At 66.2% G+C, this 18,822-nt stretch carries 18 protein-coding genes; 5 read left to right on the top strand and 13 right to left on the bottom strand.

The genetic code is table 11. The features are described 5' to 3' along the window. Positions 1-7: 7 nt before the first annotated feature. The 7 genes from C0V78_RS04385 to npdG form a co-directional block, all read right to left on the bottom strand. Entirely contained in the window at positions 8-1,702 is a 1,695-nt protein-coding gene (locus C0V78_RS04385) for a DUF1588 domain-containing protein (protein WP_173843332.1), read from the bottom strand. Next, complete coding sequence (locus C0V78_RS04380) at positions 1,699-2,874, bottom strand: hypothetical protein (protein WP_254049817.1); 1,176 nt, start codon at positions 2,872-2,874, stop codon at positions 1,699-1,701. The genes C0V78_RS04385 and C0V78_RS04380 overlap by 4 nt, the downstream gene beginning before the upstream one ends. 23 nt (positions 2,875-2,897) lie before the next feature. Continuing rightward, entirely contained in the window at positions 2,898-3,668 is a 771-nt protein-coding gene (locus C0V78_RS04375; protein ID WP_101796604.1) for a hypothetical protein, read from the bottom strand. 118 nt (positions 3,669-3,786) lie between these two features. Beyond that, positions 3,787-4,704 carry a TIGR03619 family F420-dependent LLM class oxidoreductase gene (locus tag C0V78_RS04370; protein WP_101796603.1) on the bottom strand — a complete coding sequence of 306 codons (918 nt, stop codon included), beginning with the start codon at positions 4,702-4,704 and terminating at the stop codon, positions 3,787-3,789. Positions 4,705-4,728: 24 nt separating this feature from the next. Then, positions 4,729-5,589, bottom strand: coding sequence for an SDR family NAD(P)-dependent oxidoreductase (locus C0V78_RS04365; protein ID WP_254049816.1), 861 nt, complete (start codon positions 5,587-5,589; stop codon positions 4,729-4,731). Between the two features lie 5 nt (positions 5,590-5,594). After that, positions 5,595-6,191, bottom strand: coding sequence for a 2-phospho-L-lactate guanylyltransferase (cofC, locus tag C0V78_RS04360; RefSeq protein ID WP_101796601.1), 597 nt, complete (start codon positions 6,189-6,191; stop codon positions 5,595-5,597). Next, positions 6,188-6,880 (bottom strand): NADPH-dependent F420 reductase, encoded by a 693-nt coding sequence (gene npdG, locus C0V78_RS04355; RefSeq protein ID WP_101796600.1) that lies wholly within the window; start codon positions 6,878-6,880, stop codon positions 6,188-6,190. The genes cofC and npdG overlap by 4 nt, the downstream gene beginning before the upstream one ends. Positions 6,881-6,979: 99 nt before the next feature. On the opposite strand from npdG, the gene cofE reads away from it, so the two are divergent. Genes cofE through cofH form a run of 3 tightly spaced genes read left to right on the top strand, consistent with a single transcriptional unit; the run spans position 6,980 to position 10,978 of the window. After that, positions 6,980-7,720: a coenzyme F420-0:L-glutamate ligase gene (cofE, locus tag C0V78_RS04350; RefSeq protein ID WP_101796599.1), complete on the top strand. Its 741-nt coding sequence runs from the start codon at positions 6,980-6,982 to the stop codon at positions 7,718-7,720. Beyond that, complete coding sequence (gene cofD / locus C0V78_RS04345; protein ID WP_101796598.1) at positions 7,717-8,664, top strand: 2-phospho-L-lactate transferase; 948 nt, start codon at positions 7,717-7,719, stop codon at positions 8,662-8,664. The genes cofE and cofD overlap by 4 nt, the downstream gene beginning before the upstream one ends. A 1-nt stretch (position 8,665) precedes the next feature. After that, a complete protein-coding gene (gene cofH, locus C0V78_RS04340; protein ID WP_254049814.1) occupies positions 8,666-10,978 on the top strand; it encodes a 5-amino-6-(D-ribitylamino)uracil--L-tyrosine 4-hydroxyphenyl transferase CofH in 2,313 nt (770 codons plus the stop codon). Here cofH and C0V78_RS04335 read toward each other — a convergent pair whose 3' ends face one another. From C0V78_RS04335 to C0V78_RS04325, 3 genes are read right to left on the bottom strand one after another with little or no spacing between them, the layout of a single operon-like run. Beyond that, positions 10,979-12,139 carry an NAD(P)-binding domain-containing protein gene (locus tag C0V78_RS04335; RefSeq protein ID WP_101796597.1) on the bottom strand — a complete coding sequence of 387 codons (1,161 nt, stop codon included), beginning with the start codon at positions 12,137-12,139 and terminating at the stop codon, positions 10,979-10,981. After that, a complete protein-coding gene (locus C0V78_RS04330; protein WP_101796596.1) occupies positions 12,136-12,921 on the bottom strand; it encodes an SDR family oxidoreductase in 786 nt (261 codons plus the stop codon). The genes C0V78_RS04335 and C0V78_RS04330 overlap by 4 nt, the downstream gene beginning before the upstream one ends. A 13-nt stretch (positions 12,922-12,934) precedes the next feature. Continuing rightward, a complete protein-coding gene (locus tag C0V78_RS04325; RefSeq protein ID WP_101796595.1) occupies positions 12,935-14,410 on the bottom strand; it encodes an aldehyde dehydrogenase in 1,476 nt (491 codons plus the stop codon). Between the two features lie 124 nt (positions 14,411-14,534). Between C0V78_RS04325 and C0V78_RS04320 the strand changes: the two genes are divergently transcribed. Continuing rightward, positions 14,535-15,191: a GntR family transcriptional regulator gene (locus tag C0V78_RS04320; protein WP_101796594.1), complete on the top strand. Its 657-nt coding sequence runs from the start codon at positions 14,535-14,537 to the stop codon at positions 15,189-15,191. 7 nt (positions 15,192-15,198) lie between these two features. On the opposite strand, the gene C0V78_RS04315 is transcribed toward C0V78_RS04320, so the two are convergent. The 3 genes from C0V78_RS04315 to C0V78_RS04305 all read right to left on the bottom strand — a co-directional run bounded on the left by C0V78_RS04315 (position 15,199) and on the right by C0V78_RS04305 (position 17,801). Continuing rightward, positions 15,199-15,666: a VOC family protein gene (locus C0V78_RS04315; RefSeq protein ID WP_101796593.1), complete on the bottom strand. Its 468-nt coding sequence runs from the start codon at positions 15,664-15,666 to the stop codon at positions 15,199-15,201. 11 nt (positions 15,667-15,677) lie between these two features. Continuing rightward, positions 15,678-16,862 (bottom strand): sulfotransferase, encoded by a 1,185-nt coding sequence (locus C0V78_RS04310; protein ID WP_254049813.1) that lies wholly within the window; start codon positions 16,860-16,862, stop codon positions 15,678-15,680. Positions 16,863-16,934: 72 nt separating this feature from the next. After that, entirely contained in the window at positions 16,935-17,801 is an 867-nt protein-coding gene (locus C0V78_RS04305) for an AraC family transcriptional regulator (RefSeq protein WP_101796592.1), read from the bottom strand. Positions 17,802-17,961: 160 nt separating this feature from the next. On the opposite strand from C0V78_RS04305, the gene C0V78_RS04300 reads away from it, so the two are divergent. Beyond that, positions 17,962-18,756 (top strand): SDR family NAD(P)-dependent oxidoreductase, encoded by a 795-nt coding sequence (locus tag C0V78_RS04300; RefSeq protein ID WP_101796591.1) that lies wholly within the window; start codon positions 17,962-17,964, stop codon positions 18,754-18,756. Positions 18,757-18,822: the final 66 nt, after the last annotated feature.

The raw sequence follows: 18,822 nt of genomic DNA, 5'->3' as shown, positions 1-18,822 counted from the left end.
TCGGGCCTTATCGCTTGAAGCCGTTGTAGCTGACGTGAGTTGTGCCGCCGAGCGCCCCGGCAGCGGGGACGCGCCAGGTTTCCGGGCGCGTCATCACCTGCTGGAACAGTGCCCGGATGCCATAGCCGCGTGCGGCGAAGGCCTTGTCCATCGCCTCGATCAGCGCGGCATCCCGGGTCGGGCGGCCGGTTGCATATTCCATTGCCCGCGAGGCGACGCACTGCGTGGTCGCGCCCGAGGCGTTCATCGCCTGGCCCAGCCCGGCCGCACCGGTGAACTTGGCAAGCCCCAGCGCACCGGAATGGTCGATGAGGGTGTCGTTCTCGGTCTTGCGGAAGGCGCCGATGCCGTCGAAGCGTTCAAGCGCGAAGCCCGGCGGGTCGGTAATCTTGTGACAGGCGGCGCAGACCGGATCGGTGTTGTGCGCCGAAAGCCGGATGCGCGCGGTGGGCATGGCCTTGTTGGCCGTGTCCTGCACGGCGGTGAAATTGACGTCGCCCGGCGGGTTGGGAACCTCCTGGCACATCATCAGCTCGCGGATCGCCCGACCGCGCAGGGTGGGAGAGGAGCGGCCGGAATGCGAATAGAGCGCCAGGAACCCCGCCTGGCCGAGCAGGCCGGCACGGTCGTCATCCGGGCTGAATTCGTAGGGCACCCAGCCTTCGGAACGGGATACCGGCACCTGATAAACACCGCCCAGCGCGCGCGTCATGAAGGTGCGGCGGGTGGTGAAGAGCTCGCGATAATCGCCATTGCGGGTCAGCAGGTGATCGGTGATCGTCCGCAGCATCTGCTCGGGCAGGGCCTTCAGCACATCCTGGTTGAAGTAGGGATAGATGATCGGGTCCTTCGCCAGCTCGTCGAATTTCTCGAACTTGAGCATGTCGGCGAAGAAGGCGCGCGTACCGGCCTCGAGCCGGGGTGACTGGACCATGCGGGCAACCACGGCATCAAGCCTTGCCGGGTCGGTCAGGTCACCGGCAGCGGCGGCATTCAGCAGGTTGTCGTTGGGGGTGGTGTTCCACAGCGTCATCGCCAGACGGGTGGCCCGGCTGTAGTTATCGAGCCGCAGGCCGCCGGGATTGGCCGGATCGGGCTCCGCCGTCTCGATGATGTAGAGGAAGCTGGGCGAGGTGAGCATCGCCGCCAGCGACAGCTCAAGCCCCTTGTGGAAGGACTTTGTGGGTGCCGCACCCTGTTCGGCCAGCCGCACGTAAAAGGCGGTTTCGGCCCCAGTCATGGGTCGGCGGAACAGGTAGCGGCCCAGCGGCGTCAGCACCTTGCCCGCGCAATCGGCATCGAAGCGTTCGGCGCTGGCCGGCTGGCAGTCCATGAACTGTCCGCGATGGGCATCGTTGAACACCTGTCCCGCGATCACCCGCGCCATGGCATCGAACTGTTCGAGTCCGGCGGGAGAGATTGCCGCCTCGCTCGATCCGCTGGCGATCAGCTCGCCGACCGGGCGGACCACCGGCTCGAACCGACCGGCAACGGTGATGTCGGGGCCGAAGATATCGGCAATCGCGTTGCGGTACTGCGCCTCGGTGATGCGCCGCATGGCGACGATCTGCCCGGCAGGCGTAGAAACCGCCGCGGGCGAGGATGCGGCGACCGCCTGTGTCGCCTGTGGCGAAAGCGACCAGCCGGCGAAGCCAAGGGCGCTGGCGGCGAGGCCGAGGGCAAGCGTCTTGCGGAGTTTCATCGCGATGCCGTCCTTTGCGGAATGTCGTTCACGAAGGCGGGGATTGCCGCCATGCGCTGCGCCCCGGAAATGCCGGTGCACTTGCCGGTCTTCGGATCCTTCAGGCCATCGGCCAGCTTCTTCAGCGCGGCGAGTTCTGCCGCGCAGTCGATCCCCGCGACCAGCGCCGATCCTGCGCCACCCAGCGAGGGGCTGAGGATCGGATCGAACACCGGACGATAGCCGCCCAGCATGCCCTTCATGCTGCCGTCGGGCTGGAAAGCCAGCCGGATGCGGGCCTTGTGGTATTCCCACTTGCCGCGGTTGCCGCGAATGTCGCGTGTGCCGCCCTGGCCCCAGGTCTGCGCGAGCTTGATCGTCGCCGGTTCGGTGGTCAGCACGCCGTTGACGATCTTGCCCTTCAGCACGTTGCGATGGCGCGGTGCGGTGTCGCTGATCGAAAAGGTCATGCCGCGCAGCCAGTTGCCCTTGCCGTCGATCACCGGCCGGTCGGGCGTGTTGGCATAGATGACCTCGACCTGCGGATCGTTCTGCAAGCTGTCCACGCCCTTGAGCAGGATCACCTGCGTCCATTCGCCCGAGCTGTAGAACTGCTTGAGGCCCACTTCCTGGTCCCCGGTCATGCCATCGACGCCGCGCCATTCCAGCTTGCAGCCAAGCGCGCGGTATTCCTGGTTGTCGATCCCGGTCTCGCCGGTCGGCGTGGTGAAGCCTTCGTGCGCGCAGGTGTCGCCGCCGCCGCCTTCGTCAAGGTCGAGCCCCCAGGCGACCTTGCTTTGCACGGTGCGCATCTCGGGTCGCTTGAACATGTCGGGCTGCGAACAGAGGTTGGTGCCGTTGGGCCCGAAAGCAGTTGCCTGCCAGCGGCTGGTCAGTTCCTTCTCGTTCTCCTTGAGCGTCAGCCGCGCCCGCTCCCCGGGATCGAGCCCGGCGAGGTAGCTGTCACGCAGCTTCAGCGCCGGGCCATCGGGGCAGGCATCCTTGCCCTGGATCACCGGCGGCGTGAAATCGCTGACGACAAAGCCCATCACGCCATTGGCCGGCGGAGCGGGCAGGGCCTGCGCCGGGCTTTCGGCAATGGCCGGCTGCGTCATCGTGCGCGGGCCGCCCGCCATCGATCCGGCAGCAAGCGCGGCAAGGCCGGCGGCGATCATCAAGGGCTGCTTCATCATCTGCCTGTTCCCCATTGCGCGCTTCATGGCTTCAGCACCCGCGCCGATGCGGGAAGGGTGGCGGGGTCATCTGCCATGCTGAAAAACACCGGTTTGCCGCGCCAGGTCCACTGCGGCACGTCGCCCGTGCGCGAGACGGACCATTCGCCGATATCGCGGCCTGCCGCCGGGGCTGGCAGGGGATGCCAGTCGGCACAAGTCTTCTTGCACGAACCGGTGAACAGCACCCGGCCTTCCTTGTCGGCAAGCACGTATTCCTTGTCCCGCCAGCGGGTCGATACCGTTTGCGGGGCAACGATCTTTGGCGCCGGCGGAACGAACTTCAACGTGTTCCAGGTCAGGTCTTCCGCACCTTCGTAAGTGGTGGTGCCGGGCTTGTCGCCCTTGCGCACGAATACCAGGTGCCAGCCCTTGTAGACCCATTGCGCACCGGCGGCGCTTTCCATCACCATCCAGTCGGTAAAGGGCGCGGGGCGGCCGAAACCGCGGGGCAGGGCAAGGTTGGGCTTGGTCCCCGGCGGAGCGAGCAGCGGCTCCCACTGGGCGGCGCATTCGCCCTTGCAGAACTGCGACGGATCCGACCCCGCGCGCCACAGCACGCGCATGTCCATGCCGTAGAGCGTAACGCCCTTGTCATTGGCGAAGACGGAGCCCGAGGGGCTCTTGATAACCTTCACGCCGGGCGGGAAAACGTCTGTCGTGGCGGGGGCGATCGGCAGGTCCGCCGGTTGTGCCAGCGCCGGTGCCGCAGCAAGCAGCATCGCGGATGGCAGGATCGGCCAAAGCCCTTTCATCCCCCGTCTCCTCTCAGGACATTCGTTCTATCTGCCGCGATGATAGTTCAACTGTTGAACGGATCAAGTCGCAGGTTGTATCACGAATGCCCCATCGACGGGGCGTTGTGCCGGATCGTCAGCCCAGGCGCGGCAGGACCCGCTCACCGAAGTCGCGCGCCAGTTCGCACCACTCGGCACGGCTGTTCACGAAGATGCTGGCGCCTGCGCCATGCGTGCCCTTTTCGCGGTAGCCGCAGATGATATCGATGGCTTCCTGCGGGCTGTATCCCGGCTTGATGGTGAACACGCTGGACAGGATGATCTGCGGCGGCTGGGCGCGGCCCACCTTTTCGCAATGGGCGTGAAGATAGGCCAGCGCGGCGTCGATATCCTCTTCCTCGGCAAGCGAGACGGTGCGCGCGGTGGCCGTTACTGCGGCGGGCGCGAAGAAGGGGTGCCAGGCATCGCCCAGCTCCACCGCGCGGCGGATGGCGCGGCGGCTGTTCCCGCCGACCAGCAGCGGCGGATGGGGGCTCTGCATCGGCACAGGGCGCATGCGGTTGCCGGGGGCGGAATAGCCGGTGCCCGCGAAAGCGAAATCCTCGCCCGTCCAGGCCAGTTTCATCGCCGTGATATATTCGTCCATCAGATCGTTGCGGGCATCGAAATCGACCCCCAGCGCCTTGTATTCCGCCTTCAGGTAGCCCGCGCCCATGCCCAGGATCACGCGCCCGCCGGAGAACACGTCGAGCGTGGCAACCGACCGGGCGGTGATGAAGGGGTTACGATAGGGCAGGACCAGGATGTTCGTATGCAGCCGCAGCTTCGTGGTCACCGCAGCGATCAGCGACAGCATGACAAAGGGATCCTGCGCATAGTGGCCGCCGTTATCCAGCCAGCGCGAACCGGGTACCGGATGGTCGGTCACGCAGCCGGCGGAAAAGCCCGCCGCTTCTGCCGTGCGGCAGATCTCCGCGACCGCCTCCATCGAGATGAATTCTTCCGGGTGGTCGATATGGTCGAAGGGCAGGCTGATGCTGACGGGGAAGCTCATGTCGTTTTCTCTCCCGGTGCTGGTTCAGCCCTGTTTCGGCATTTCCGGCGGCAGCACCCACTTGCCACTATCGCTGCGAATCCAGCCGCCGCTAGCCCAGGTGCCGCCATCGACGGGAATGATCGCGCCGGTGATGTAGGAGGCGAGGGGAGAGGCAAGAAATGCGACAAGGTTGCCGCATTCCTGATCAATGCCGACGCGGCCGAGCGGGATTCTCCGGCGCAACACTTCGGCCCGGTCGCCGTCCATCTTCGGCCAGGCGGATTCGTCCACCGGGCCGGTGAAATTGCCCATGGTGCCGGGAGTTGCGGTGAAATCCGGGGCAATGGCGTTCACCCGGATGCCATGTTCGGAAAATTCGACCGACAGGGTGCGGGTGAGGTTGTTGATCCCGGCCTTGCAAGCGGCATAGACGGCATAGCCGGGCGCGGCGCGGTCCGCCTCGATCGAGGTGACGTTGACCACGGCTCCGCCGCCCGCCGCGATCATGTGCGGCAGGGCTGCCGAGGTTGCGGCCAGGTTCGATACCAGGTTGAGATCGATGTGGCGGCGCCAGTTCTTCTCGGCCAGATCGGCAAAGGCGCGCCAGGTGACCCCGCCGGCATTGTTGACGAGCACGTCGAGCCGGCCGAACTCGGCAGCGGCGGCATCGACCGCATCGCCTACCACCTGCGTTTCCATGACATTGCCGGCAATGCCCAATGCATTGCGCCCCATTTCGCGCACGCGGGCCACCACCTCGTCGCAGCGTTCGGGGATCACGTCGATCACCGCAACATCTGCGCCTGCCGCAGCGAGCGCCAGCGCCGAGGCGCGCCCGATCCCGCCGCCGCCGCCGGTAACGAAAGCGGCCTTGCCGGTAAGGTCGATCATTGGCTTGTCCATTGCAGTCACCCTTGCTGGCGGATCAGGAGATCGCGCGCATCGACGAGATCGGCAGGTTCATCGACATCCCGTGCCAGGCCCGGCCGCTCGGTCCTGGTCATGGCCAGGCCAAGGCGGCGCGCCTCGGCAAGGTGAAGCTCGCAGCTGCCAAGGCCATAGGCGTAGGAAAATCCCAGCGCGTCGGGCAGGGGGAGCGACAGTGCGTTGGTGCCGGTTCCGTGCCGGTCAGGCGCTATGGTGGCCTGGGCATCAGGCAGGTTCGCCAGGGCAAGCACATCCTCGCGCGCGACCAGTGGCAGGTCGGCCGCCAGCGATATCACGCGCGTTGCGCCGCGCCGGGAAACTTCGGCCCGGGCGTGGGCCAGTGCCGCGTTAAGGCCGCCTTCGGGCTCGCCAAGCACCTCCACGCCATGGGGCAGATCGATGGGCGACTGGCCGACGAGCAGTACGCGCTCGCCTCCCACTGCCGCGCAGCTTGCTTTCACGGCACGGCGCAGCATGGCCTGCGACAGGTGGTTGCGCTCATCCGCGGTGAGGGCCTGCGCCAGCCGCCCCTTGGCGGCGGCAGAAGCCTTTACCGGGATGATGACCCAGACTGTCACGGAATGGCCGGTGCCGCCGTCAGGCCCGTGAAGCGGATGCCCGCGCCATCTCCGCTGTAGGTCTTGTTCATGTAGATGAGGATTGAGGTGAGCGCCTCTGCCGCTGCCGAATTGACCAGCGCGCCGCCCGAAAGGCCGCGCAGTTCCATGTCCTCGCACAGACCGATCACGACCTTGCGCGCCTCGACATCGTCGGAAAAGACCAGAACGTCACATTCGATCTTCTCGTCATGGATCAGCTTGTGAGCCGCAACCGAATGGAAGGCGGAAACGAGCCGCACGCCTTCGCCAAGGTGGCCCTGCGCCTCGACGGCTGCGCTGCCGGCAGCCGGAAGCTGCACCCGCATCACCTTGGGCGGCACCAGCGGCACGGTGGCATCGACGACGATGGCACTGCCGACGACATCGCGGATCTGGCCGAGCGTATCGGCATGAGCGGAATAGGGCACGGTAACGATGACAACGTCCTTGTCGCGTGCCGCTTCGTCATTCGCGCAGCCAGCCGTGGCACCGATTTCCTGCGCTGCGGCAGCGGCGCTTTCGGCAGAGCGGCTGCCGATCGTTACTTCATGCCCGGCCTTGGCCAGCCTGCGGGCAATTGCCTTGCCCAAAGCGCCCGTGCCGCCGATAACTCCGATCCGTGCCATGCGAATGTCCTTCCTCTTCCCAGTCTGGCCTAATTGCGCCATGGCGCATAGCCGCGATCATAAAACCTGCCGATCCGGCAGGACCGTTCATTCAGAACTGCAGTTGACGAGTTGCCGCCTGTGACAGCCTTCGGCCCCACTATGTCCGTCTCCGTGCTTCGGGCAATGCCGCAATTCGCGGCGGGTGACGATGTCGCGGGGGCGATTGCCGCAGCGGCGCAGGCAGACGGCCTTGCCCTGGGCAGCGGCGACGTGGTCGTGATCGCGCAGAAGATCGTTTCCAAGGCAGAGGGGCGCACGGTGGACCTGGCCGATGTGACCGCCGATCCGCCCGCGCTTGAACTTGCCGCGCTGACCGGTCGCGACCCGGCGCTCGCGCGGCTGATCGTGGATGAGGCGCAGTCCGTCATGCGGGCGACGCAGCAGGCGATCATCACGCGCCATCGCACGGGCCATGTCACCGCCAATTCCGGGATCGATGCATCCAATGTCGAAGGGGGCAAGGTGCTGCTCTGGCCGCGCGATCCGGATGCCTCGGCCCGCGCGATCCGGGCAGCTCTGCCGGGGCGACCGGCAGTAATCATCGCCGACAGCCTTGGCCGGGCATGGCGGCAAGGCACGCTGGGCACGGCAATCGGCTGCGCCGGGATCATCGCGACCGACGATCGTCGCGGGCAGCAGGACCTGTTCGGACGGACCTTGCAGGCAACCGTCGTCGCCATCGCCGATGCCATCGCGGCCTTCGCCGTGCTCGCCATGGGTGAAGGCGCGGAAGGCACGCCGGTGGCGATCGTGCGCGGGGCCGAGCGCTGGCGAACGGCAGAGGACGGCCCTGGCGCGGCTGCGATCATGCGCCCCGTGGAGGGAGACCTGTTTCCGTGAGCGGCCATGTCCTTGCGCTGTCCGGCGGCGTGGGCGGTGCAAAGCTGGCGGCCGGCCTTGGTGCCGTCCTCGCGCCCGGCCGGCTGACGGTTGCAGTCAACACCGGCGACGACTTCGAGCACCTGGGGCTGACGATCTGCCCGGATATCGATTCCGTGCTCTACACCATGTCCGGCCGCAACGACCGCCAGCGCGGCTGGGGGCTGGCGGATGAAACGTGGCGCACGATGGAGCAGCTTCGCTCACTCGGCGAGGAGGACTGGTTCAACCTGGGCGACCGCGACATGGCGACGCACATCGCCCGCAGCTGGCGCCTGCGGCAAGGGGCAAGCTTGTCCGATGTCACCGCCCACCTGGCCCGCGCCATGGGGATCGGCCACGCGGTCTTCCCGATGAGCGACGATCCGGTGCGCACGCAGGTCTGCACGCCGGGCGGCTGGACGGACTTCCAGCGCTGGTTCGTGGGCGAGCAGTGCGGGCCTGCCGTTACGGCCGTGCGATTTGCGGGCACGCCCGGTGCAGCCATGGCGCAGGGATTTGCCGAGGCGCTTGCCCGGCCCGATCTGGCTGCGATCGTGATCTGTCCTTCGAACCCCTATCTCAGCGTCGATCCGGTGCTTGCCGTGGATGGCGTGCGCGCGGCGCTGGGTCTGCGGCAGGTCCCCTGCATCGCCGTTTCGCCGCTTATCGGGGGCAGGGCGCTGAAGGGACCGCTCTCCAAGCTGTTCAGCGAACGCGGGCTTGCCGGCACCAATCTGGACATTGCCGCGCATTACGGCGCGCTGATCGACCATATCGTCATAGATCGCACGGACGCTAAGGACGCCGACGCCTTGCGCACCGGCGGGCTTGCCGTCACCTTGTCCGAAACGCTGATGAAATCGGCGGAGGACCAGGCCCGGCTTGCGCGCGCGGTGCTGGCCGCAGTCGGAGTGGAGTGCTGAATTGGACGCCGTTACCAGCCTGAAGGCCCGCCTTGCCGCGATGCCGACCCAGGCCCTGCTGGAAGAAGCCCGCGCCCGGCGCGATGCACGCGGGCCTGCGCGGATGACCTATAGCCGCAAGGTTTTCATCCCGCTGACGCGCCTTTGCACCGACGTCTGCCATTACTGCACCTTTGCGACCACGCCTTCGCAGGTCCCCGCGCCTTACCTTTCGCTTGAGGAAGTGCTCGAGATCGCCCGCGCCGGTGCCGCGCAGGGCTGCAAGGAAGCCCTGTTCACGCTCGGCGATGCGCCCGAACGCCGCTATGCGGCCGCGCGCGACTGGCTGGCGGAAAGAGGCTTTTCCCGGACGATCGACTATGTGCGCCATTGCGCCGAGGCGGTGCTGAACGAAACCGGGCTGCTGCCGCACATCAATGCCGGTGTGCTCGACGAAGACGATTACCGGATGCTCAAGCCGGTTTCTGCCAGCTGCGGGCTGATGCTCGAAACCACGGCGGACCGGCTGGGCGAAAAGGGTGGTCCGCATTTCGGTTCACCCGACAAGGTTCCGGCCGTGCGCCTCGCCTCCATCGAGGCGGCGGGCCGCGCGCGGGTGCCGATGACCAGCGGCATCCTCGTCGGCATCGGCGAGACCGAAGAAGAACGGATCGAAGCGCTGATCGCGTTGAATGACCTGCACCGCCGCCATGGCCATTTGCAGGAAGTGATCGTCCAGAACTTCTGCGCCAAGGATGGCACGAAGATGGCCGGCATCCCGGGCGTGGAGGACGAGGAATTCCTGCGCGCCCTGGCGCTGGCCCGCATTGTTCTGGATGAAAGCGTTTCGGTGCAGGCGCCTCCGAACCTCAACGATGCACGGCTGGGCCGGCTGATCGATGCAGGGATCGATGACTGGGGCGGCATTTCCCCGGTGACGCAGGACCACGTCAATCCCGAGGCGCCCTGGCCGGAAATTGCCCGGCTGGAACAGATCTGCGCATCTGCCGGGCGGCCGCTGGCTGAGCGGTTGACTGTCTATACGCGGTTTGTTGCCGCGGAGGGCTGGCTTGATCCCGCTATCCGCCCCGCCGTGCTCAGGCTGGCGGACAGCGAATGGCTGGGCCGCGATTCCGCCTGGAGCCCCGGCATCGCCGATGCGGCTCCCGGCTCGCCCGATGCGCCGCTGGGCCGCACCCTGCCGGGGCCGGTTTCGCTGCAACTCCACGCGCTGCTCGATCGTGCTGCCGATGGCCACGAATTGTCGGAACAGGAAATCGCCAGCCTGTTCGCGACGCGCGGCGCGCAGGCGCAGGCGGTGGTCGAGGCGGCGGACGCGCTGCGGGCCGAGGTGCGGGGCGATGAAGTGACCTATGTAGTCAATCGCAACATCAACTACACCAACATCTGCACCTATGCCTGCACCTTCTGCGCCTTTTCCAAGAGCAGTTCGAAGGCCGGTTTCCGCGACACGCCCTACCTGCTTGAGCCTTCAGACGTTGCCGAACGCGCGCGGGAGGCGGTGGCCAAGGGGGCGACGGAAGTCTGCCTGCAAGGCGGCATCCATCCGGCCTACACCGGCGAGACCTATGCCGCGATCTTGCGCGCAGTGAAGGATGCTTGCCCCGATCTTCACGTCCATGCCTTTTCCCCGCTTGAGGTCCATCAGGGCGCGACCACTCAGGGCGTTTCGGTGGCGGACTACCTGCGCCGCCTGAAGGACGCGGGCCTTGGTTCGCTGCCCGGCACGGCGGCCGAGATCCTCGATGATGAAGTGCGCCGGGTGATCTGCCCGGACAAGCTGACGACGCCGCTGTGGCTCGATATCGTCGGTACCGCGCACAAGGTGGGCCTGCCGACCACGGCGACGATCATGTTCGGCCACATCGAAGGGCCGCTGCACTGGGCGCGGCACCTGCTGGCAATCCGCCGCCTGCAGGGCGAAACCGGCGGCTTTACCGAATTCGTGCCGCTGCCGCTCGTCCACATGGAATCGCCGATGTACCGCCGGGGGCAGAGCCGCAAGGGCCCGACCTGGCGCGAGGCGGTGCTGATGCACGCCGTTGCCCGCATTGTGCTGCATACGCGCATTGGTTCGATCCAGTGTTCATGGGTAAAGCTGGGTGCCGATGGCGCGGCGGCCATGCTTCGGGCCGGCTGCAACGATCTGGGCGGCGTGCTGATGAACGAAAGCATCAGCCGTGCCGCCGGGGCAAGCCACGGGCAGGAACTGACGGTCGATAGCCTGGCAGATATCGCCCGCGCTGCCGGTCGCACCCTGCGCCAGCGCACCACGCTTTACGGACGGATCGAAAAGGCTGCCGAACCGGCCTGATCAGCCGCGGGCGTAAATCTTCAGGCTGGCGATCTTCCCCGCCGCATCGAAGCGGTAGTGGTTGGTCGTCTGCCGCACCGATCCGTCAGGCAGCCTTGCTTCGATCTCGGCGGCGATGCCTTCGGGCGCGACGAACAGACCCTGCAACGCGGGCGAGGGCGATCCTGCGGTGAAGACCATTGTCTGGAATTCCCGGATCTCGCCCAGGCCCTGCATGGTCTTGCCGTGGGGCACCGAATAGGTGGCATCGTCGGCGAACAGGCCGACGAAGGCATCCAGATCCTTTGCCTGCACCGCGGCGAGATAGGCTTCCACCGTCGCGCGGTTGCTCTGCCCGGGCTGTCCCGCCGCCCGGCGCAGGCGCGCGAGCATGACTTCGCAGGCGGCGATCAGGCCATCGCGCGCCGCCGTCTCGCTGGTCGGCAAGTCGCGGCAGTGATCCACGTCCTTCCTCAGCAGGTCGTGCAGGTCCATGTGGTCGCGGCCCGGGGCGGTGAAGCCGGGGCCGACGCGCAGGGCAAAGCTCTGCGCCGATCCGGCCATGAAGGCGTCGATCAGTTGCTGGCGGTCGAATCCCATGTCCTCGCCGATATCGACGATGGCGCTGGACATGCCGTAATTTGCGATGGAAATCAGGTTGTTAAGCAGCTTTCCCTGTTGCCCCTTGCCGACCGGACCAAGGTGGGCAAGGTTCCGGCCGATTGCTTCCAGCCAGGGACGCGCGCTGGCAAGGTCTTCCTCGCTCGCCCCGACATAGAGCGAAAGCTGGCCTTCGATCGCGGCCGGCCCGCCACCGGAAACGCCGACATCGACGAAGCCGACACCGTATTTCGCGGCGAGTTCCGCCTGCGATATCGCGAGCTCCGGTGCGATGGTGGAATGCAGGATCACCGTGCCGCCTGCACCGAGAGCCTCATAAAGCCTGCCGCCATCGACCAGCGCCTCGAACTGCGCGTCGGTTCGCACGCAGATCCCCAGCAGCTCGCTGGCTGCGGCGCATTCCATCGGATCGGTTGTGCGGCGCGTTCCGGGCTCGTCGAATGCTTCGAGCATGGCGGGCGAAATGTCGCAGCCGATGACATCGAAGCCCTGCCGGGCAAGGCGGCGCGCGATGGGAGCGCCCATCGAGCCAAGGCCGATGAAGCCTGCCTTGATGGTCACGGGCGCAGCACCCAGCCACCGTCGACGTGGATGGTCTGGCCGCTGATCCACTGGCCCGCTTCCGAGCACAGCAGAAGCAGTGTGCCGACCAGTTCGTCCGGTGCACCGCGAGCGCGCAGGGCGCAGGTCATGTTGAGGAACTGGATGAAGGGGCTGTCGTCGGGCACCAGCATCTTGCCGGCGTCGGAGGTCACGTTGCCCGGCGCGATGGCGTTGCAGGTGATGCCGTCCTTGCCGAACTGCTTGGCAAGGCTCGTCGTCAAGCCGACCAGCGCCAGCTTGGTGATGCCGTAGAGACCGCTGGCCGGGAAAGCGCCGCCACTCGTCTGGTTGACGATCCGCCCGCCGCCGCGTTCGCGCATCGAAGGGATGACCGCGCGGCTGCACAGCAGCGCACCTTCGAGGTTGACCGCGAACGCCTTGTGCCAGGCATCCATCGAGACGGTCTCGAAGTTGTCGTAGCTGATATCGACCATCAGCGCGGCGTTGTTGACCAGGATATCGACCCCGCCGAACGCCGCAACGGCACTTGCGGCCATGGTCCTTGTCGATTCCTCGCTGGATACGTCCACCTGCACGGCGGCAGCCTTGCCGCCAGAGGCGACGATCTCTTCAGCCACGGCCCTGGCGCCATCGCCGTTGAGATCGGCGACGACCACGCTGGCGCCGGCAGCGGCAAGGCCCTTGGCATAGGCGGCACCGATGGAGTTCCCGCGCCCGCCGGCACCGGTAACGATCGCGACTTTGCCGTCGAGGCGGAACTGGTCGAGTGAAAATGTCATCGTGAAACTCCCGTCAGCCCTGCAGATTGACCCAGACGTTCCGCACCTGCTGGAACTCGCGGATGCCTTCGATCCCACCGAGGCGGCCATGGCCGGAATGTTTCATGCCGCCGAAGGGCACGCAAGGCGTCATGCCTTCGCCCGAGCCGTTGACCTGCACCATGCCGGCCATCATCTGCCCGGCGACGCGGTGGGCGCGGGCAAGGTTCTGGGTGTGGACATAGGCACCCAGGCCATAGTCGGTGCCGTTGGCCAGGGCGATCGCCTCTTCCTCGCTGTCGAAGGGGGTGACGGCCAGCACCGGGCCGAACACTTCGGTGCGGAACACCTCGCTGTCTGCGGGCACGTCGGCGAGCACCGTGAGGGGCAGGAAGTTGCCCCCGGCATGATCGCCGCCGAGCCGTTCGGCACCGCCGCAGACCACGCGGCCGCCCGCTTCGACGCCGCGCTGGATCATGCCCTGGATACGGGCGAGCGAGGCTTCGGAGATGACTGGACCGATCATCGTTTCCTTGGCAAAGGGATCGCCCACCACGATGTGTCCGGCCATGGCCTTCAGCATCTCGACATAGGGTTCGTAGATCGAGCGTTCGACCAGCAGGCGGGTGCCATTGACGCAGCCCTGTCCGCTTGCCGAAACCGCGCCGGAAAGCCCGCGCTTGGCAGCGTCCTGAAGGTTGGCGTCGGCAAAGACCAGCACGGCCGACTTGCCGCCCAGTTCCAGCCCGACCGGCTTCAGGCTCTCGGCGGCACTGGCAAGGATTTTCTTCGCCGTTGTGCCCGAGCCGATGAATTCGATCTTGCCGATGCCGGGGTGCGACACCATCGCCGCGCCCACGTCCGCCCCGCCGGTGACGAGGTTGACCACGCCCGGCGGGAAGCCTGCCTGCCGGATCAGTTCGACCAGCCGCATGACCGAATAGGGGGCAAGGTCCGGCGCCTTGATGACGATACAGTTGCCCGCAGCCAGCGCGGGGGCGAGCACCATGGTCGCGGCGAAGATCGGCCCGTTCCACGGCACGATCACGCCGACCACGCCATAGGGCTCATACTGCACGTAATCGTGTGCCGGCCCGCCCCAGGTGGGAACGGTGCGCCCTTCCAGCTTGTCGGCCCAGCCGCCGCAATAGCGGAACTTGTTGGCGCCATCGAAGCCCATGTAGCCCGCAGTCATGGCGACGCTGCCGTTCTCTGCAATGAGGATCGGGGCGAGGTTCATGCTTTCCGCCTCGAGCAGGGCGGCGAGCGCAAACATCAGGTTGCGGCGCTTGTCCCCGGTCATCGCGCGCCATGCCGGGAAGGCCGCCTGCGCAGCCTCTACCGCGCGATCGACGTCCGACGGCGCGCCCATGCGGAACTCGCGGGTGACCTCGTTGGTGCCGGGGTAGAGGTGGGCGAGCAGATCACCGCTGCCCTGTTCCTCGACGCTGTCACCAATGATCAGCGTGGAGCGCGGCAGCAGGTCGGCATTGGGGGCTTGGAAGGCCATGGCGGGTCCTCTCGGGATCGATTCTTGTTGCGGCATGGATAATATGCCTGTTTATGCCCGGTCAACCGCGCAGAGGCGATACCGTCTTGCATTTTTGGGCTAAATCTACGCATAGAATAGCCGCATGAAGCGCAATCTCGTCAGTGAAACCGCCGATGCCCTGCGCGAGCAGGTCTTCGCCTCGGAGCCGGGGGACCTGCTCGGCTCCTTGCAGGATCTCGCCAAGAGGCTGGGAGTGGGCATCGTCACCCTGCAACAGGCCGCACGGCTGCTGGAGCACGAAGGCCTGCTTGAGGCGCGGCGCGGGCCGGGCGGGGGCTACTACGGCACCCGGCCCGACGAAGCGGCGCTGGAACGCGCCATCGCGGTCTACCTGCGCACCCACCCGGCCTCGTTCGGCGAGGCGCTCAACATCACCTCGTTGCTGTTCAACGAGATCTGCGCGGCGGCGGCCGGGTGCGGGGATGCAGACCTGCGCGATGAACTGGCGGCACTGGCCGCGCGGATCGAGACCAGCGAAAGCGAAACCGACCGCGGCGGCTTCGAGGCCGACTTTCAGGACCTCCTTTTCCGCATGGTCCGCTGGCCGCTGTTCGAACTGCTGACGCAAGTGACGCTGCGCTTTGCCGGTACACGCGAAGCGCGCGTGATCGACGAACAGGCGCTCGCGGCTTGGAAAGCCGGCCGTCACCGCATCATCGCGGCGATCCTCGCAGGCGACGGTGAACTCGCCCGCTTCGAGGCGGAGCGTAGTAATCGGCGGGCGGTGATGGGGGGCTGACCCCCGATCACATCGCCGAAATCTGCTCCCACATTGCATCGGGCATGCAGGTGTATTCGAGGTAATGGCCAAACGCCTTGCGCCCATCGAGATAGGCGAAGCTGAGCTTGCCGGGGCCGGAATTGCGCTCGAACACCAACGGCAGGTCCTGGTCGTCGACCGCCTTGCGGAACGCCTCGTAATCGGGGACGCGCAGGCAGATGTGGTGGAAGCGCATCTTGCCGCCGTTGTCCGGGGCATTGGCATAGGCGCCGGTCTCGTCGATCTCGACCTCGATCAGCTCGTACTGCACGCCGCCGTGCATGAACATGGCAATGCGGCTCTTCTGGCGCTTGGGGCCTTCGGGCGTGTCGACCAGCTGGTCGACCGGGATGATCATCGGGTCCTTGTCCAGCCCCCGCGCCTTGAACTGGGCGATTGCGGCCTCGATGTCGTCGCAGATGTAGCCGTTCTGGTAATGGGTTCCGATCAGCATGGCGTCCTCCCTCAGCCTTCGCGCGCCACGTCGTAGCGCGACAGGTAGCGTTCGAACATCGGCTCGAGGCTCTCCTTGGTCACGCCATACTGGGCGAGCTTGTATTCGTGGCGGCCGAACTTGTCCTGCGGGTTGTCATCCACCCACTTGCGGATTCCGGCCTCGGCCTCTGCGGTCCATTCGTCGCCGAGTTTCGCGTAGAGCTTCTTCGTTTCGCCCACCGGATCGTTGACGATATTGGCGTAATGCACGTCGATGATCCGGTCCTCGCCGTGCCGGTCGCGGAAGTCCATGATGCGGTTGGCGTGTTCGGCGGCCTGCCAGGGGTAATCGCTGGCCAGCCATTCCGCGTCGATCCTGCCCATGTGGCCCATGTGGCTGAGCGAGATGATGCTCATCAGCGATCCGGTGGCGGTGAAGGGATCGCGGTGCGTCCAGACGATGCGCGCGTCGGGATAGATCTTGAGGATGGTGTCGAGCCACAGCGAGTGGCTGGGCTTCTTCACGTTCCACACGCCGCCCGCGTGGTGCTGCAGCACCTGGAGGAATTTCTTGTGGTATTCATAGGCGCTGGTCATGTCGCAGGAGAAGATGAACTCCTTGTAGGCCGGCAGCACGCCCTTGGACTCGATCATCAGCGTCTTGAAATCGTGCGCCATGAAGAACACGCACTCGTTGGGATAGACCGCCGAGCCGCGATAATACTTGCCCATGGCCGGGTTGGCTTCGAGCGCCGCCTTTTCCGCCGCCAGCCGCGAAACCGCACGCGGGTCCTGCGTCAGCATGGCCGGCGAGGATACCGGCGGCACCGGATCGTCGATCTCCCAGGTCAGCGGCGAACGGCGCGCCGGATCGGCGGCGAGCAGGTTGCTCATCAAGGTGGTGCCGGTGCGCGGCACGCCCATGACGAAGACCGGCTTCTCGATCGGGCGGTCCAGCAATTCCGGGTGCTGGCGCAGGTATTCGGAAACCTTGAGGCGGCCCTTGAGGTAGTGGACGATATCGTTCTGCACCCGGGCAAGGCCGCCTTCGGAGAAATTGTCGATATGCGCGTTGACGTCGGCCACCAGCACGTCGAACCCTTCGCGCCAGGTGTTGTTGTCGAAATCGGCAATGCCCGTCGCAGTATGGGCAGCGTCGATCAGGGCATTGGGTTGCAGCAGGTCGGCCATGGTCATCCTCTCGATATGCGCCAATTAGGCAGCAGGGTGAGGGCGGATGGCAAGCGGGTCGCCGGGACGTAGTATCGAAATCGGGACAGGAAGCGATCAACCGGTCAACGATCTCAGCTGGCGCTGGCGAAAGGTGCTGGGACTGGTGCCGACCGCCCGGCGAAAGGCGAAGGCGAAGCTGGATGGCGAGGAGAAACCCAGGGCGAAGGCGATGGCCTTCACGCTGTCGCCCGCCACCAGCATGCGCTTTGCCGATTCCATCTGCCGCCTCTCGATATGTTCGCCGATCGAGCAGCCGCGGCTGATGCGGAAGCCGCGCGTAAGCTGGCGTACCGAAAGGTTGCAGAGCGCGGCAAGGTCTTCCAGCGCGGGGGCGGCAGGACTTGCGGCAAGCCGCTCGTCGATCAGGCGCAGTCGCCATGAGGCAAGGCCGCCGGTTACGGGGGTTTCTTCCACCTCAAGGCAGAAGCGTCCCAGTTCCACCGCCAGTTCTCCCGAAAGGAATTCCAGCATCGGTCCGGCGGCAAAGCCGGGATGGCGGACCTCCTCTGTCAGGCGGAACAGCAGGTTGCGGATGCGGGCATTGGTGATGTCGAGCGTGGTGGCGAGTTGCCGGTCACTCCATTCGAGCCGCTGGCCGAGAAGCTGGTCGATGCGGCCCGCGCCCAGGTAGCAGAGCAACGAGGCCTGCTGCCCGCCTTCGCCGCGCACGGCCAGCGCCTCGCCCGGCGGCACCATGAACACGTCGCCAAGCCGTTCGAAGCGATGCGGCCCCCAGCGTTCCCGGTAGCCGGCCCGCGAATTGAGCGGGCGCGGGGTGAGGCACATGTTGATGAGATACCGGTCCGCCTCGTAGATCACCGCGTTGGTCGGCCCGGGTATGTCATAGCGCACGATCTGCGCCGTCACGCCCTGTCCGGTGCGTTCGGTATCGATGACGACGGTGGGCTGGCTGGCGGGCATCGTGGGTGCTTTTCCGGGGATTGTGTCCCGAACTATAGACTGCGTCCCGAATTCCGCAATCGCTGCCGTTGCCACAAGAACAGGCGGTGCGAGAACTCATGGCCATCGGACCGCGCCGCGCGCGCGGCCACTTTGCATGGATCATTCAAGGAGAGAGAGGATGGCCAAGGGCCTTTTCGACTGCACGGGCAAGGTCACGCTGGTTACCGGCGGCAATGGCGGCATCGGCCTGGGCTTTGCCATGGGCGTGGCGAAGCAGGGCGGTGACGTGGCCATCTGGGCGCGCAATGCCGAAAAGAACGCCGCCGCCAAGGAACAGCTGCTGGCAGCTGGCGCGGGCCGCGTCGAAACCTACATCGTCGATGTTTCCAGCGAGCAGGCGATCATCGACGGCTATGCCCGGCTGATGCAGGACTTCGGCCGCATCGACTGCGTTTTCGCCAATTCCGGTGCCAGCCCGCGCTACAATTCGATCTTCGACATGCCGAGCGATCACTGGTTCGAGTTCCAGAAGACCGCGCTGCACGGTGCCTTCTTCACCCTGCGCGAAGCGGCCCGCCTGATGAAGGAACGCGCCGAGGCCGGCGAGCCGGGCGGCAGCCTCGTCGCCTGCGGGTCGCTCAGCCTGTTCCAGGGCATTTCCGGCAAGGAGGAATATGCCGCCTCGAAGTGCGCGGTGGCCGGCGTTGTCCGTTGCCTTGCCGCCGAGATGGGCCAGTACAACGTGCGCGCCAACGTGGTTGCGCCGGGCATGATCATGACGCCGATGATGGGGCCTGCGGATGGTCCGGCGGTGCAGTACCTGACCGGCCAGTATGCCCCGATTACCCCGATGAAGCGCGTGGGTTACCCCGAGGACTTCGAGGGCATCGGCGCGTTCCTGTGTTCGGATGCCAGCGCCTTCATCACCGGCGAGACCATCAAGGTCGATGGCGGCTACATGATCCGCGCCTGATCCGCCTCAACGCGGCCCCGCCTTCGTCATTGCGAGGAGGCGGAGCCGACGAAGCAATCCAGAGCC

It is taken from the genome of Novosphingobium sp. TH158 (genome assembly GCF_002855555.1).
GTDB lineage: Bacteria > Pseudomonadota > Alphaproteobacteria > Sphingomonadales > Sphingomonadaceae > Novosphingobium.
This window is presented reverse-complemented; position numbering and strand designations above follow the sequence as displayed.